The organism is Saccharopolyspora galaxeae (assembly GCF_016526145.1).
GTDB lineage: Bacteria > Actinomycetota > Actinomycetes > Mycobacteriales > Pseudonocardiaceae > Saccharopolyspora_C > Saccharopolyspora_C galaxeae.
Map to the genome: position 1 here is coordinate 17,811 of NZ_JADDUE010000010.1, position 13,660 is coordinate 31,470.

The window sequence follows — 13,660 nt, forward strand, 5'->3', positions numbered from 1 at the left end:
TCACTCGGAACGACGCAACGATTGCTCAGAGCGCGAACCGCTCCCTGTCCTCGGCCGCGACGAGGTCCAGGTAGTCCGGGTGCTTGGCGATGAACCCCCGCACGAAGGCGCAGAACGGCTGGACCTTGAGGTTCCGCTGCCGCGCATCGTCCAGGGCGCCCCGGATCAGTTTGCTGCCGAGTCCTTGGCCGGAGTAGGCCGGGTCGATCTCGGTGTGCAGCAACGCCATGAGGTCCCGGTGCAGGTGGTATTCGACGTGCCCCGCGGCCGCGCCGTCGGCGGTGAGCTCGTAACGGGTGCGGTCGGGCTGGTCGTTCACCTCGGTGTGCACGGGAGCTCCTCGGTTGCCGGATCGCGAGCTGCTGCGCCCCCATGGTGCTGCTCGGCGGCAGCGGAGGCCACCGGCTGTCAGGCGCATCACTCGGCTGCCTGCGACGCGTGATCAGCCCGTCAGCGGCGATGTCCAGGGATGACGCGGGACGCCGGAGCGGCCGAGTTCCGGCCACCCCGGCCCCACGATCTTCGATCACGACAACCACGAGCCTGCGAGGGCTCAGTCCGCGATCCGGCACAGCGCGGCACCTTGCGCGATGGAGTCCCCGGCCGCGGCCTCCAGCCCGCTGACCGTTCCGCTCTTGTGCGCGGTGATGGAGTTCTCCATCTTCATCGCCTCGAGCACCAGCAGCAGATCACCGGTTTCCACCTGCTGGCCGTCCTCCGCGGCGATTTTGACGACGGTGCCCTGCATCGGCGCGGTGACCGAGTCGCCCGAGGGCTGGGTGCCCGAACCACGCCGCTTGCGCGCCGGAGCCGGTTTGGCGCGCTGGGCGGGGGGAGCCGGAGTCGCCGCGAAATCCGCGGGCAGCTTGACCTCCAGCCGCCGGCCGCCGACCTCGACGACGACCTCACGACCGTCCTGTGCGGACTCCGGAGCCTCCGGCGCGGGAGCCGGCGAGATCGTGTTGGCGAACTCGGTCTCGATCCAGCGGGTGTGCACGTCGAATCCGGATTCCGCGGTGAACGCGGGATCCCGCACCACGGCACGGTGAAACGGCAGCACCGTGGGGATTCCTTCGACCGTCATCTCCTCCAGAGCGCGGCGCGCCCGCTGCAGCGCCTGCGCGCGGGACGCGCCGGTGACGATGAGCTTCGCGAGCAGCGAGTCGAAGTTCCCGCCGATCGTGGTGCCCTCGTCGATGCCGCCGTCCACCCGGACACCCGGGCCGGACGGGGTGCGCAGGCGGGTCACCTTGCCGGGCGCGGGCATGAAGTCGCGTCCCGGATCCTCGCCGTTTATGCGGAATTCGATGGAGTGGCCGACCGGCTCCGGATCGGTGGTGTGCCGCAGCCGCTCGCCCTCGGCGATGCGGAACTGCTCGCGCACCAGGTCCAGTCCGGTGGTCTCCTCGGAGACCGGGTGCTCGACCTGCAGCCGGGTGTTGACCTCCAGGAACGAGATCGTGCCGTCCTCGCCGACGAGGAATTCCACCGTGCCCGCGCCGGAGTAGTGCGCTTCGGCGCAGATCGCCCGCGCCGCCTGGTGAATCCGGTCGCGCTGCTCGCCGGTCAGGAATGGGGCCGGGGCCTCCTCGACGAGCTTCTGGTGCCGCCGCTGCAGGGTGCAGTCGCGGGTGCCGACCACGACCACGTTGCCGTGCTGGTCGGCCAGCACCTGGGCTTCGACGTGCCGCGGCCGGTCCAGGTAGCGCTCCACGAAGCACTCCCCGCGGCCGAACGCCGAAGCGGCCTCGCGGAACGCGGACTCGTAGAGTTCGGGGATTTCTTCCAGCGTGCGCGCGACCTTCAGCCCGCGGCCACCGCCGCCGGATGCGGCCTTGATGGCGACCGGAAGACCGTGCTCGGTGGCGAACCGCACGACCTCGTCGGCGTCGCCCACCGGGTCCTTGGTGCCCGGCACCAGGGGCGCTCCCGCGCGGTCGGCGATGTGCCGCGCGGTGACCTTGTCGCCGAGGTCGCGGATCGCCTGCGGGGACGGGCCGATCCACACCAGACCGGCGTCGAGCACGGCCTGGGCGAAATCGGCGTTCTCGGACAGGAATCCGTAACCGGGGTGCACCGCATCGGCACCGGAGCGCCGCGCGGCGTCGAGGACCTTCTCGAAGTCCAGGTAGCTGTCCGCGGCGGTCTGCCCGCCGAGGGCGAACGCCTCGTCGGCCAGCCGCACGAAAGGTGCTTCGGCGTCCGGCTCGGCGTAGACGGCCACGCTTGCGATCTCCTCGTCCTGGCAGGCGCGGACCACGCGCACCGCGATCTCGCCGCGGTTGGCGATCAGCACCTTCTTGAGCGCAGCGCTGGGCAGGTCAGCGCTGGACTGGTCGCTGTGAGGCATGTTCGTTCTGCTCCCGCAAGTAGTCGCCGAGCGGTGCTCGGTGTCGGAAACTCCCGCTGCGCGGTGTCGGAAATGCGCGAGGCGCGGTGTTTGATGTGCGCGTCGCGCGGTGTTTGATGCGCGCGTCCGCGCGGTGCATCCTCACCAGGAAGCGGGTGAGGGCGACCAGGCGTTCGGCGGCTGGTAGCCGAACACCTGCCAGCGCGCGGGGGTCGTGGGTCGTGGTTTCGCGGGCTCCGGCGCGGAACCGGCCGCCGCGCCCAGCGCGATCAGCGCCGCGGCGAGCTCGGGATCGTCCGGATTGCCGCGCAGTACCCGGAAGTTCTGCTCGTCGTGCATGTCGGTGTCCACTTCGGTCACATCGGCGGGATGCCGTGCCTGCGGTGCGGCAGGCTCGCCTTCTTGCGGCGCAGCATTTCCAGCGTGCGGGCCAGCACGTGCCTGGTCTCGGCCGGATCGATCACGTCGTCGACCAGGCCGCGCTCGGCCGCGTAGTAGGGGTGCATGAGTTCTTCGCGGTATTGCTCGGTGAGGTCGGCGCGCGCTTGCTCCGGATCCTCGGCCGCGGCGATCTCCTTGCGGAACACGATGTTGGCGGCACCGTCCGCGCCCATCACGGCGATTTCGTTGCTGGGCCAGGTGAACGACACGTCGGCGCCGATGGAGCGCGAGTCCATCACGATGTACGCGCCGCCGTACGCCTTGCGCAGGATGACCTGCACGCGCGGAACGCTCGCGGAGCAGTAGGCGTAGAGCAACTTGGCTCCATGCCGGATGATTCCCTGGTGCTCCTGATCGGTACCGGGGAGGAAGCCGGGCACGTCGACGAGCGTCACCAGCGGAATGCCGAACGCGTCGCAGGTGTGCACGAACCGCGCGGCCTTCTCGGACGCGTTGATGTCCAGCGCCCCGGCCAGCGTCTGCGGCTGGTTGGCGATCAGCCCGACGGGATGCCCGTCGATGCGGGCGAACGCGCACAGCACGTTGTTCGCCCAGTGCTGGTGCACTTCGAGGTAGTCCCCGTCGTCGGCGACCTCGTCGAGCACCGCGCGCATGTCGTAGGAGCGGTTCGGTTCGGCGGGCACCAGCTCGGTCAGCGAGTCGTTGCGCCGGTCGGCGGGGTCGCCGCTGTCGCTCACCGGCGGCGTTTCCTGGTTGTTGGACGGCAGCAGCGTAACCAGGTACCGCACGTCCTCGAGGCATTCGCGCTCGTCGTCGTGCACGAACGCGGCCACTCCGGACCGGGTGGAGTGCACGTCGGCTCCGCCGAGCTCGTCGTGCGTGACCGCTTCGCCCGTGACGGCCTCCACCACCTCGGGACCGGTGATGAACATCTGCGAGATGTCCCGCACGATGAACACGAAATCCGTCAGCGCGGGGGAGTAGGCCGCGCCACCGGCGCACGGTCCGAGCATCACGCTGATCTGCGGGATCACCCCGGAAGCACGGACGTTGCGGCTGAAGATGCCGCCGTAGCCGGCCAGCGCCGTGACGCCCTCCTGGATCCGGGCGCCCGCGCCGTCGTTGAGACTGATCAGCGGCGCACCCGCCGTCTCGGCCATGTCCATGATCTTGTGGATCTTCTGCGCGTGCGATTCACCGAGCGAGCCGCCGAAAACGCGGAAGTCGTGCGCGTAGACGAACACCGTGCGGTCGTCGATCTTGCCCCAACCGGTGATGACGCCGTCGGTGTGCGGGCGGTTGCGTTCCAGTCCGAAACCGGTGGCGCGGTGCCTGCGCAGTCCTTCGACCTCGACGAACGAATCAGCATCGAGCAGGGCCTCGATCCGTTCCCGGGCGGTGAGCTTGCCCTTGGCGTGCTGGCGCTCGGTGGCCTTCTCGCCAGGCCCGTCGTGGACGGTCCGGCGCTTTTCGTGCAGCTGGTCCACTCGGGAACGCATGTCCTGGGGGATGGACGTCTCCGGCGGTGCCGGAGTGCTGTCCTGGGCGTCGTTGACGCGGGTCATGGAAGAACTCTGCCAATCAGGGAAGCAGGGGCGATCATGGATGAGCGGCCGATCGAGGAGCGGCCGACATGTTGGCTCGACACCGTCCGATGAGGACCGATGCGATCGATTTGCTGCACCGTCCGGCACCCGCACCGGACATCGTCCGGGACGGGCGCCGAGCGGCGCGGATTTTCCGGCGGCGGAGGGAAACGAGGTGGTCAGCCTCCGCCAGGCGCCCCATTGCGCGGTCGTTGCGGCACCCGCGGTCCCGCGGATGCCGCGATCTCAGGCGGGGACCGGGGTTTCGCGGTCGGTGACCAGCCGGGCCCGCCGCTGCCCGTGCCCGCTCGCCTGCTCGAAGGCGTACCCGATCCGCAGCAGGTCGAGATCGCGCTGCGGCGGGCCGACCAGCTGCACGCCCATCGGAAGCCCGCTTTCGGTGAAACCGGCCGGTACCGACAGCGCGGGCAGGCCGGTGACCGAGACCCACGAGCACGAGCGCATCCAGTCGAGGTAGCTCTCCTGCGGGATTCCCGTGATGCGCTGCGGGAATTCCTGCGCGAGGTCGAACGGCGCAACTTGGCTCACCGGCAGCGCCAGCACGTCGTAGTGCTCGAAGAACGCCTGCATCGTGTGGAACAGCTTGGTGTGCAGCATCGCGGCCCTGCCGATGTCCGGCCCGCTGAGCCTGCGGCCGTGCTCGATGTTGCGCGCCAGGCTGGACTTGACGTGCTCGCGGTGCTTGTCGAACAGCTCGCCCAGGGTCATCTCCAGGCTCCAGGACCGCAGCACCTGGAACGCTTCGTCGGCGCCGGTGAAGTCCGGGCAGGTGTCGTCGACCTGGCAGCCCAGTTCCTCGAACACGGCAGCCTGGCGCTGCACCAGCTCGGCGGCCTCCGGCTCCACCGCCAATTCCCCGCCGAAGTCGGGGGAAACGGCGACGCGCAGTCCGCGAACATCGCTTTGCAGCGGCACGGCGAACTGCTCGCCCGGATCGTTCAGCGACTGCGGGCAGCGCTGGTCCGGCCCGGCGATCACGGACATCGCAAGTGCCACGTCGGACACCGAGCGGGCCATCGGCCCGTGCACGGTCAGCCGGTCCCAGCCGTACTTCGCGCGGATCGGCACCCGTCCCGGGGAGGGCCGGAACCCGACGACGTTGCAGAACGCCGCGGGGAACCGCAGCGAACCGCCCATGTCGCTGCCGTCGGCGAGGGGATGCATCCCGGCGGCGAGAGCGGCCGCGGCACCGCCGCTGCTCCCACCCGGCGTGCGGGTGAGGTCGTAGGGGTTGCGGGTCGGTCCGAACAACGGGTTGAACGTGTGCGCCCCGGCGGAGAACTCCGGGACGTTGGTCTTGCCGATGGTGATCGCGCCCGCGGCCCGCAACCGCTCGACGATCAGCTCGTCGCGCTTCGGGGTGCGGTCCCGCAGGATCGGCGAACCGGATGTCGTGCGGATCCCGGAGGTGGCGTGGGTGTCCTTGTGCGCGATGGGAATTCCGTGCAGCGGGCCCACTTCGGCCCCCGACGCGAGCTGATCGTCGGCGGCGCGGGCCTGCTCCATCGCCTGTTCGGCGACGAGGGTGACGATCGCGTTCACGTGCGGGTTGAGTTGCTCTACCTGGTCGAGGTGGCTTCGCACCACCTCGCGGGCGCTGAGCTCGCCGGACCGCACAGCGGCGGCGAGTTCACCCGCGGTTTGCCAGTGGACGGGGGTCATTGTTTCCTCCAGCGCAGCCGGCGACGGCCCGCGCGGCGGTGAGCGGGCTGGAGTCGGAGCGGACGACGTGAGCAACACTAAAGACGAAATTTTGCGAAAAGTTGAACAGGGGGCGCACAGCGTCATAATCAGGACACCGCCGGACAATCGTGCGGTATCGCGACCTGCGAGGACAATCTTCCGCGCGGCATTGAGTGACTTCGACCACGCCCTATTGGGTGCACCGCGGAGAGTACTGGATTTCCGGCTGGATTCGGCTCGGATCAGTGCGCGGAAGCGTTCAGGTGCCTGGCCATTTCGAGTCCTGCGGTATGGGCGTGACCTGCTGCGATCGCTTCGGCGATGCGTGCGTGCTCGGCCGCGGCCGACCCGCTGCGGGGTTCGCAGGGCGGGCTTTCCGCGTATTCCGCGGCTTCCCGCGCGAAATCGGCCAGCAGTGGGTTGTGCGCCGCCTCGCGCACCGTTTCATGAAAATGTTCTAATATTCCTTGACCGTGCGCGGTCACTGCCGAGTCAAGGCTTGCGAGATCGGTGTCACCGCGATTCCGCGCGGCGAGTTCGGCGAGCTTCACCTCCAATGCCCGGTGCGCCTCGACCGCGGTCTCCGCGGCGTCCCGATCCGTGCGCGGTTGCGCGCCCGCCGCGTCGAGGTCGGTCCGGAGGTAGGTGCCGTTGCCGTGGCACACCTGCACGACGCCCTCGGATTCCAGTGCCACGACGGCTTGTTTGACCGAAGCGCGGCTCACGCCCAGCAGTTCGGCGAGCCTGCGTTCCGGTGGCAGGCGATCGCCCGTGCGCAGCCCTTCCGCGGCGATGTGCTCGCGCAGTTGGGCCAGCACCTGCTCGTAGAGCCGGGAGCGGTTCACTTCGCGGAAAACGGTCGGCAAGTGGCACCTCGCTGGAGTCGGGCACTTCGGACGATCCCGAATTTAGACAGCCGAAGTGGCCGAGTGGCTGAACCAACTGTGACGCGCCGGTTAACAGAGCTCGCGTAAGGATGAGATCTGCCGCACAGGACGGTGTCCTATGTGGACCGTCCGCACAATTCGGTTGGTGCGGAGCGCGGCGCTACTGGTGCCAAGCGCGGCGAGGCGTTGCGGAGCACCGGCCGGATTCAGTGCAGCCGGTCGCTGTTGTCCAGGATGGCTGCGGAAAGCGCCGCGGCGGGCCCTTCGTCCGTGCCGTAACCGCCCAGCAGCACGAACTCCACCTCTCCCGGGTCGGGAAGCCGGGCGTGCGCGGGCAGCTGGCGCAATCCTTCCGGCACCAGGCTGCGAGCGTGCACCGCGACCCCCAGCCCGGCCAGTGCCGCGGCGCGCAATCCGCTGAAGCTCCCGCTGGTGCACGTGATCCGCCATGAAAGTCCTTGCCGTTCCAGCGTTTCCAGCGCCTGCGCGCGCGTGATGCTCGGCGGCGGGTACAGGATCAGCGGCACCGGCTCGCCCGGATCCAGCGACAGATCCTCGCGCCCGATCCACACCAGCGGTTCCCGCCACACCAGCCTGCCCACCGACTGCCCGGGGCGGCGCTTGCCGAAGACGAGGTCGAGTTCGTCGTTGTGCAGCTGCTCGTGCAGCGTGCCGCTCATCCCGACGGTCAGCTCCAGGTCGACCAGCCGGTGCGAACGCCGGAACTCGGCCAGGATCTCCGGCAGCTTGGACAGCACGAAGTCCTCCGAGGCGCCGAAGCGCAACCGCCCGCGCAGTTCGGAACCGGCGAAGTAGCTCGTCGCGCGCTCGTTGGCCGCGAGGATGCTGCGCGCGAAACCCACCATCGCCTCGCCGTCGGCGGTGAGCGCGACGGCGTGCGTGCTGCGGGTGAACAGCCGCCGGGACGCGACCTGCTCGAGCTTGCGGACGTGCTGGCTGACTGTGGATTGCCGCACACCGAGCCGCTGCGCGGCCTGGGTGAAGCTCCGCGTCTGCGCCACCACGAGGAACGTCCTGAGCAGGGCCGGAGGGAACATCGACGGCCACGTTATCGCGCTTCGCGATAACCGTCACCACGGAAATCGTGGTTCACAGCCAACCGAGCGGTGGCTGAGACTCGCGGCGAGTCAACCCGTCCGGTGAGGAAGGCACATGAGCACGCTGCTGCGCCGTCTGCGCCCCGATCCCTACGTCCTCGCCTTGCTGGCCACCGTCGGCGTCGCCGCGCTGGCGCCCGCCAGCGGTGCGGGCGCGACCGTCGCCGACAGCGTCACCGACGTGGCCATCGCCGGGCTGTTCTTCCTCTACGGCGCGCGGCTTTCATCCCGCGCCGTCCTCGATGGACTCAAGCACTGGCGGCTGCACGTCGTGGTGTTCCTGTGCACCTTCGCACTGTTCCCGCTGCTCGGGCTCGGCGCGAACCTGCTGGTTCCGGTGGTGCTCACGCCCGCGCTCTACAGCGGTGTGCTGTTCCTGTGCACGCTTCCGTCCACTGTGCAGTCTTCGATCGCTTTCACCGCCACAGCGGGCGGAAACGTGGCGTCCGCGATCTGCTCGGCGTCACTGTCCAACATGGCCGGTATCGCGCTCACGCCGTTGCTCGTCGCACTGCTGATGGGTGGCGACGGCGGCGGGATCTCCGCGAGCTCGGTGCTGAGCCTGGTCTTCCAGCTGCTGCTGCCGTTCGTGGTGGGACACCTGTCGCGGCGCTGGATCGGCGACGGGATCGAGCGGCACAAGAAGGTGCTGAGCTACTACGACCGCGGCTCCATCCTGCTGATCGTCTACGTCGCGTTCAGCAAGAGCATGGCGGGCGGTATCTGGCAGCAGATCGGCGTGCTCCAGCTCGCGGCGCTGTTCGCGGTGATCGCGGTGCTGCTGACCGCGGTGCTGCTGATCACCAGGGGAGCCGCCCGCGTGCTCGGGTTCGACCGCGGCGACGAGAAGGCGATCGTGTTCTGCGGCTCGGTCAAGAGCCTCGCCACCGGGTTGCCCATCGCGAACGTGCTGTTCCCCAGCACCTTGGTCGGGCTGGTCGTGCTGCCGGTGATGCTCTACCACCTGACGCAGCTGATCGTGTGCGCGGTGCTGGCGCAGCGGCAGGGCAGCGCCGCCGAGCCGCAGCGCGCGCCGGAACCCGAGGTCGCGGCCGCACGCTGAGCAGCCGCGCACCCGTGCTGCGCGTACCGGTGACGCTCCTTGCCAGCTCCGCGCGCTTCTCCGTAGCGTAATCGTCGTGAACTGGGCCACGGGGCGGTCCAGGTGTCTGTCGTTCCGCGGTGATCCCGTCGGCGCCCGCGACCCGATCCGCGGCACTCGACCACGGGCTCGACGAGGAGCACGATGATGACGACGCGAGCAGCCGAGCAAGCACCGGCACATCCGCTCGACCGCCTGCAACCGGCAGAAATCCGCACCGCCCGCGAGGTCCTGCGCGAAACCGGAGCCGCCGGAGCATCGACCCGCTTCGCCTACCTCGGCCTGGAGGAACCGCCGAAGGCCGACGTGCTGGCGTTCCGGGACGGCGACCCGGTACCGCGCCGCGTCAAGGCGCTGCTGCTGGAGACCGGCAGCGGCCGGGTCACCGAGGCCGTGGTGTCGCTGCCGGATCGCGCGGTGGGATCGCTGCGCGAGGTGGACGTGGTCGCCGAAGGGCAGCCGCCGATCCTCGGCGAGGACCTCGCAGGTGTCGGCGAGATCGTCGCCGCCGACGAGCGGTGGACCTACGCGCTGGCCCGGCGCGGCATCAACGACACCGCGCAGGTGCGCGCCTGCCCGCTGTCCGCGGGCGTGTTCGACATCCCCGGCGAGCAAGGCCGCCGGATGGTGCGCGTGCTCAGCTTCCTGCAGCACCGCCCGGAGGATCACCCGTGGGCGCACCCGATCGACGGCCTGGTCGCCTACGTGGACCTGATCGAGCGCAAGGTCCTCGACGTGATCGACCACGCGCTCGTGCCGATCCCCGCCGAGGAGGGGAATTTCGACGATCCGGAGCAGACCGGGCCGGCCCGCACCGACTTGCGGCCGATCGAGATCAGCCAGCCGGAAGGACCCAGCTTCACCGTCTCCGGCGATGCGGTGAGCTGGCACGACTGGCGGTTCCGGATCGGCTTCGACGCCCGCGAAGGCTTGGTGCTGCACCAGATCCACTACCGGGACGGGGACCGGCTGCGACCGATCGTGCACCGCGCGTCGATCGCCGAGATGGTCGTGCCCTACGGCGATCCGGGCCCGGTGCGGTTCTGGCAGAGCTACTTCGACGCCGGGGAGTACCTGCTGGGCAAGCAGGTGAACTCGCTGCGGCGCGGCTGCGACTGCCTCGGCGAGATCCGCTACTTCGACGTCACCGTCGCCGACGACCACGGCGAACCGCTGACCGTCGACAACGCGATCTGCCTGCACGAGGAGGACGCCGGGCTGCTGTGGAAGCACACCGACATCTTCACCGGTTCCAAGCAGGCGCGGCGGCAGCGCAGGCTGGTCATCTCCTTCTTCGCCACCATCGGCAACTACGACTACGGCTTCTACTGGTACCTCTACCTGGACGGCACGATCCAGTTGGAGGTCAAGTCGACCGGTGTCGTGTTCACCTCCGCTTACCCGGGGACTGCGGACCCGGGGGCTGCGGACCCGGGGGCTGCGTACCCGGACGGCGGGTATCCGTGGGCGAGCGAGCTCGCGCCGGGCCTCGGGGCGCCGTTCCACCAGCACCTGTTCGGCGCGCGGCTGGACATGATGGTGGACGGGCTGCGCAACGCCGTCGACGAGGTCGAGGTGCGGCGGGTGCCGATGGGCGCGGAGAACCCGCACGGCAACGGATTCACCCGCACCTCGATCCGGCTGGAGACGGAATCCGGGCGGATGGCCGACAATTCGGTCGCGCGGAGCTGGCGGGTGACGAACCCGGAAGTCACCAACCGGCTCGGCCGACCGGTCGGCTACGTGCTGCATCCGCAGGGGCAGCCGACGTTGCTGGCCGATGACGACTCCCCGAACGCGCGCCGGGCGGTGTTCGCGACCAAGCACCTGTGGGTGTCGCGGTACCGGGACGGGCAGCGCTGGCCCGCGGGTGAGCACGTCAACCAGAACGCGGGCGGTGCCGGGGTTCCCGAGTACGTCGCCGCGGGCGAATCGATCGACGGTGCCGATCTGGTGCTGTGGCACACCTTCGGCACGACGCACTTCCCGCGCACCGAGGACTGGCCGGTGATGCCGATCGACACCTGCGGATTCACGTTGAAGCCCAACGGATTCTTCGACCGGAACCCCACATTGGACGTTCCCGCACCGCCCTGCCACTGACCCTCCCACTGCCACGAGCCTGGAGCGAACGGCCTGTTCGCCCAATCTATTGGGACCAACGGTCCGTTCACTCCGGTATGAGTGCGCGGATCGAGCGGCGCCCGCGTGTGTCGGCCGAGTGCCCCTGATCGCGGAGTGAACGGCCTGTTCGTCCAATCTATTGGGACCAGCGGGCCGTTCACTCCGGGCGCAACGTGCTCGGAAACCGCGTACCCGGCGCGGTTAGGGTGGCGTGCCGGACACGCAGGGAGGGCATCACCGGATGGCACAGCAAGGCCCGCGGCTGCCGGGGGCGCGCCGCGGGGCAGCAGGCGAGCAGGCCGGGCACGAAGCCCGCGTCGAACAGGCGTCGCCGGACGAACGGCTGGTCGGCACCGCGATCTACGTCGACGGCCGGCGCGCGCGCTCGCCGGAGTCGCTGGCCGAGACCAGTCGCGCGCTGGCGGACGAGGACGGCGCGATGGCCTGGGTCGGGCTCTACCGCCCCAGCGCCGAGGAACTGCAGGCCGCGGCCGAGGAGTTCGGGCTGCACGAACTCGCCGTCGAAGACGCCATCCTGGCCCACCAGCGGCCCAAGGTGGAACGCTACGACGAAACGCTGTTCGTGGTGCTGCGGCCCGCGCGCTACCTGGACGAGACCGAGCAGGTCGAACTCGGTGAGCTGCACCTGTTCATCGGCCCGGACTTCGTGCTGACCGTGCGGCACGGCCGCTCCCCGGACCTGTCCGCGGTGCGCGACCGCATGGAAGCAGCGCCGGAGCTGTTGCGCCGCGGGCCGCACGCGGTGCTCTACGCCGTGCTGGACGCCGTGGTCGACGACTACGCGCCGGTGGTGGAAGGCGTGCAGCACGACATCGACGAGATCGAAACGCAGGTGTTCGGTGGTGACCCGAACGCATCCCGGCGCACCTACCAGCTCTCCCGCGAAGTCATCGAGCTGCAGCGGGCCACCAGCCCGCTGCTGGGAATCCTGGAGGAAGTCGGCGCGAACTACGCCGAGCGCGACGCCGACGCGGAACTGCACCGCCGCTTGCGGGACGTGACCGACCACGCGACCACGGTCGCCGAGCGGGTCGGCGGCTTCCGGCAGATGATCTCCGACATCCTCTCGGTCAACGCCACGCTGGTCACCCAGGAGCAGAACGAGAAGATGAAGAGCCTCACCGAGGCCAGCTACGCGCAGAGCGAGCAAGTCAAGAGCATCTCCTCGTGGGCGGCGATCCTGTTCGCGCCGACGCTGGTCGGCACCGTCTACGGGATGAACTTCGACGCCATGCCCGAGCTGCACTGGAGCTTCGGTTACCCGATGGCGGTCGGGCTGATGATCGTCGTCTGCGTGCTGCTGTACGTGGTGTTCAAGCGGCGCGACTGGCTCTGAGGGCGTGCCGGGAAATCGCCGCCGTCAGCGGGAAATCGCGGTGCGGAACCAGTCGAGCGTGGTCTCCAGCGCGGTCACCAGCGGGGTCGGTCGCGTGCCGAAGGTCCGCTCGAACGCTCCCGAATCCATCACCTGGTGCTCGGTGTGCTGGTAGAACAGCTCGGCGTACTCGCCCATGAAGACCTCGTCGAACGGTCCGAACGGTTCGGGCTCGCGCAGCACGTGGACGTCGAGCGGGCGGCCCGCGAGCTTGCCGATGATCTCGTGCACCTCCCGCGTCGTGCTCGCCGGTGCGGTGGGCAGGTGCCAGACCTGCCCGTCCGATTCCGGGTGCTCGCCGAGCGCGGCGAGGCCCGCGGCGACGTCGTCGATGAAGGTGTAGCTGTGCAGCAGGTCGAGGTTCCCGAAGCCCAGCACCCGGCCGCCGGTCAGCGCGGGCGGGAACGCGGTCGCCCCGAGCGTCGAGTTGAATACGCCGGGGCCGAAGAAGTCCGCTGACCGGCCCAGCGCGACCCGGACCCGGCCCGAGCGGTGCGCGGCGAGGTAGTTCTCGTCCAGTTCGGCGCGCATCCGGCCCTTGCGGGTGGTCGCGGTCATCGGGGTGCGCTCGGTCATCACCGCCCCGCCCGTTTCGCCGTACGGGTAGAGCGTGTCCAGCACGACGAGTCGCGCGTCCGCTTCGGCCGCGGCCGCCAGCACCGCGTCCTGGACCTTCGGCAGCACTTCGACCTGCCGGTGGTATTCGACGTTGACGCAGTGGTGCACGACGTCCGCGCCGTGCACGGCGGTCCGCAGCTCGGCGGCGTCGAGCACGTCCGCGCGCGCCCGCTCGACCCCTTCGGCGTCCGGGCCTGCGCCGCTGCGGTTGACCAGACGGGCGCGGTGACCGCGGCGGGCGAGTTCGCGGGCCAGCGCCGTTCCGGCCGGACCCGCTCCCAGCACGACGTGCAGCTGCTGCGGCATGGATGCTCCTTGTTATGGTGTGTCGCCTTAGTTATGGACCGTAACTAAAGCTAGACTAGGTCGCGGA

11 protein-coding genes are annotated in these 13,660 nt (G+C 69.6%); 3 read left to right on the forward strand and 8 right to left on the reverse strand.

Annotated elements, in window-relative coordinates; translation table 11 throughout:
• Window positions 1–25: 25 nt before the first annotated feature.
• From INP57_RS21810 to INP57_RS21840, 7 genes are all read right to left on the reverse strand, one after another.
• The gene (locus INP57_RS21810) at window positions 26–331 is read right to left on the reverse strand and encodes a GNAT family N-acetyltransferase (RefSeq protein ID WP_295145278.1); all 306 of its coding nucleotides are present in this window, start codon (window positions 329–331) and stop codon (window positions 26–28) included.
• Window positions 332–553: 222 nt separating this feature from the next.
• Window positions 554–2,350 (reverse strand): acetyl/propionyl/methylcrotonyl-CoA carboxylase subunit alpha, encoded by a 1,797-nt coding sequence (locus INP57_RS21815; RefSeq protein WP_233628055.1) that lies wholly within the window; start codon window positions 2,348–2,350, stop codon window positions 554–556.
• 141 nt (window positions 2,351–2,491) lie between these two features.
• Window positions 2,492–2,710 carry an acyl-CoA carboxylase epsilon subunit gene (locus INP57_RS21820; protein WP_295145283.1) on the reverse strand — a complete coding sequence of 73 codons (219 nt, stop codon included), beginning with the start codon at window positions 2,708–2,710 and terminating at the stop codon, window positions 2,492–2,494.
• Window positions 2,707–4,317, reverse strand: coding sequence for an acyl-CoA carboxylase subunit beta (locus tag INP57_RS21825; protein ID WP_200072177.1), 1,611 nt, complete (start codon window positions 4,315–4,317; stop codon window positions 2,707–2,709). The genes INP57_RS21820 and INP57_RS21825 overlap by 4 nt, the downstream gene beginning before the upstream one ends.
• Window positions 4,318–4,584: 267 nt before the next feature.
• Window positions 4,585–6,021 (reverse strand): amidase, encoded by a 1,437-nt coding sequence (locus INP57_RS21830; RefSeq protein ID WP_200072178.1) that lies wholly within the window; start codon window positions 6,019–6,021, stop codon window positions 4,585–4,587.
• Window positions 6,022–6,284: 263 nt separating this feature from the next.
• On the reverse strand, window positions 6,285–6,908 hold the full coding sequence (locus INP57_RS21835; protein WP_200072179.1) for a FadR/GntR family transcriptional regulator: 624 nt from the start codon (window positions 6,906–6,908) through the stop codon (window positions 6,285–6,287).
• 227 nt (window positions 6,909–7,135) lie between these two features.
• A complete protein-coding gene (locus INP57_RS21840) occupies window positions 7,136–7,987 on the reverse strand; it encodes a LysR substrate-binding domain-containing protein (protein WP_200072180.1) in 852 nt (283 codons plus the stop codon).
• Window positions 7,988–8,102: 115 nt separating this feature from the next.
• On the opposite strand from INP57_RS21840, the gene INP57_RS21845 reads away from it, so the two are divergent.
• The 3 genes from INP57_RS21845 (at window position 8,103) to INP57_RS21855 (ending at window position 12,630) form a co-directional block, all read left to right on the forward strand.
• The gene (locus INP57_RS21845; RefSeq protein ID WP_200072181.1) at window positions 8,103–9,110 is read left to right on the forward strand and encodes a bile acid:sodium symporter family protein; all 1,008 of its coding nucleotides are present in this window, start codon (window positions 8,103–8,105) and stop codon (window positions 9,108–9,110) included.
• A 186-nt stretch (window positions 9,111–9,296) separates the two neighbouring features.
• On the forward strand, window positions 9,297–11,252 hold the full coding sequence (locus INP57_RS21850; RefSeq protein ID WP_200072182.1) for a primary-amine oxidase: 1,956 nt from the start codon (window positions 9,297–9,299) through the stop codon (window positions 11,250–11,252).
• A 262-nt stretch (window positions 11,253–11,514) separates the two neighbouring features.
• Entirely contained in the window at window positions 11,515–12,630 is a 1,116-nt protein-coding gene (locus INP57_RS21855; RefSeq protein WP_200072183.1) for a magnesium and cobalt transport protein CorA, read from the forward strand.
• Window positions 12,631–12,654: 24 nt separating this feature from the next.
• Here INP57_RS21855 and INP57_RS21860 read toward each other — a convergent pair whose 3' ends face one another.
• Window positions 12,655–13,593 (reverse strand): NAD-dependent epimerase/dehydratase family protein, encoded by a 939-nt coding sequence (locus INP57_RS21860; RefSeq protein WP_200072184.1) that lies wholly within the window; start codon window positions 13,591–13,593, stop codon window positions 12,655–12,657.
• Window positions 13,594–13,660: the final 67 nt, after the last annotated feature.

Excerpts from the sequence above, each read along its gene's own strand:
- INP57_RS21815 (WP_233628055.1), bottom strand. The coding sequence starts at position 2,350 with ATGCCTCACAGCGACCAGTCCAGCGCTGACCTGCCCAGCGCTGCGCTC.
- INP57_RS21840 (WP_200072180.1), bottom strand. The coding sequence starts at position 7,987 with ATGTTCCCTCCGGCCCTGCTCAGGACGTTCCTCGTGGTGGCGCAGACG.
- INP57_RS21860 (WP_200072184.1), bottom strand. The coding sequence starts at position 13,593 with ATGCCGCAGCAGCTGCACGTCGTGCTGGGAGCGGGTCCGGCCGGAACG.
- INP57_RS21845 (WP_200072181.1), top strand. The coding sequence starts at position 8,103 with ATGAGCACGCTGCTGCGCCGTCTGCGCCCCGATCCCTACGTCCTCGCC.
- INP57_RS21825 (WP_200072177.1), bottom strand. The coding sequence starts at position 4,317 with ATGACCCGCGTCAACGACGCCCAGGACAGCACTCCGGCACCGCCGGAG.
- INP57_RS21855 (WP_200072183.1), top strand. The coding sequence starts at position 11,515 with ATGGCACAGCAAGGCCCGCGGCTGCCGGGGGCGCGCCGCGGGGCAGCA.
- INP57_RS21830 (WP_200072178.1), bottom strand. The coding sequence starts at position 6,021 with ATGACCCCCGTCCACTGGCAAACCGCGGGTGAACTCGCCGCCGCTGTG.
- INP57_RS21850 (WP_200072182.1), top strand. The coding sequence starts at position 9,297 with ATGACGACGCGAGCAGCCGAGCAAGCACCGGCACATCCGCTCGACCGC.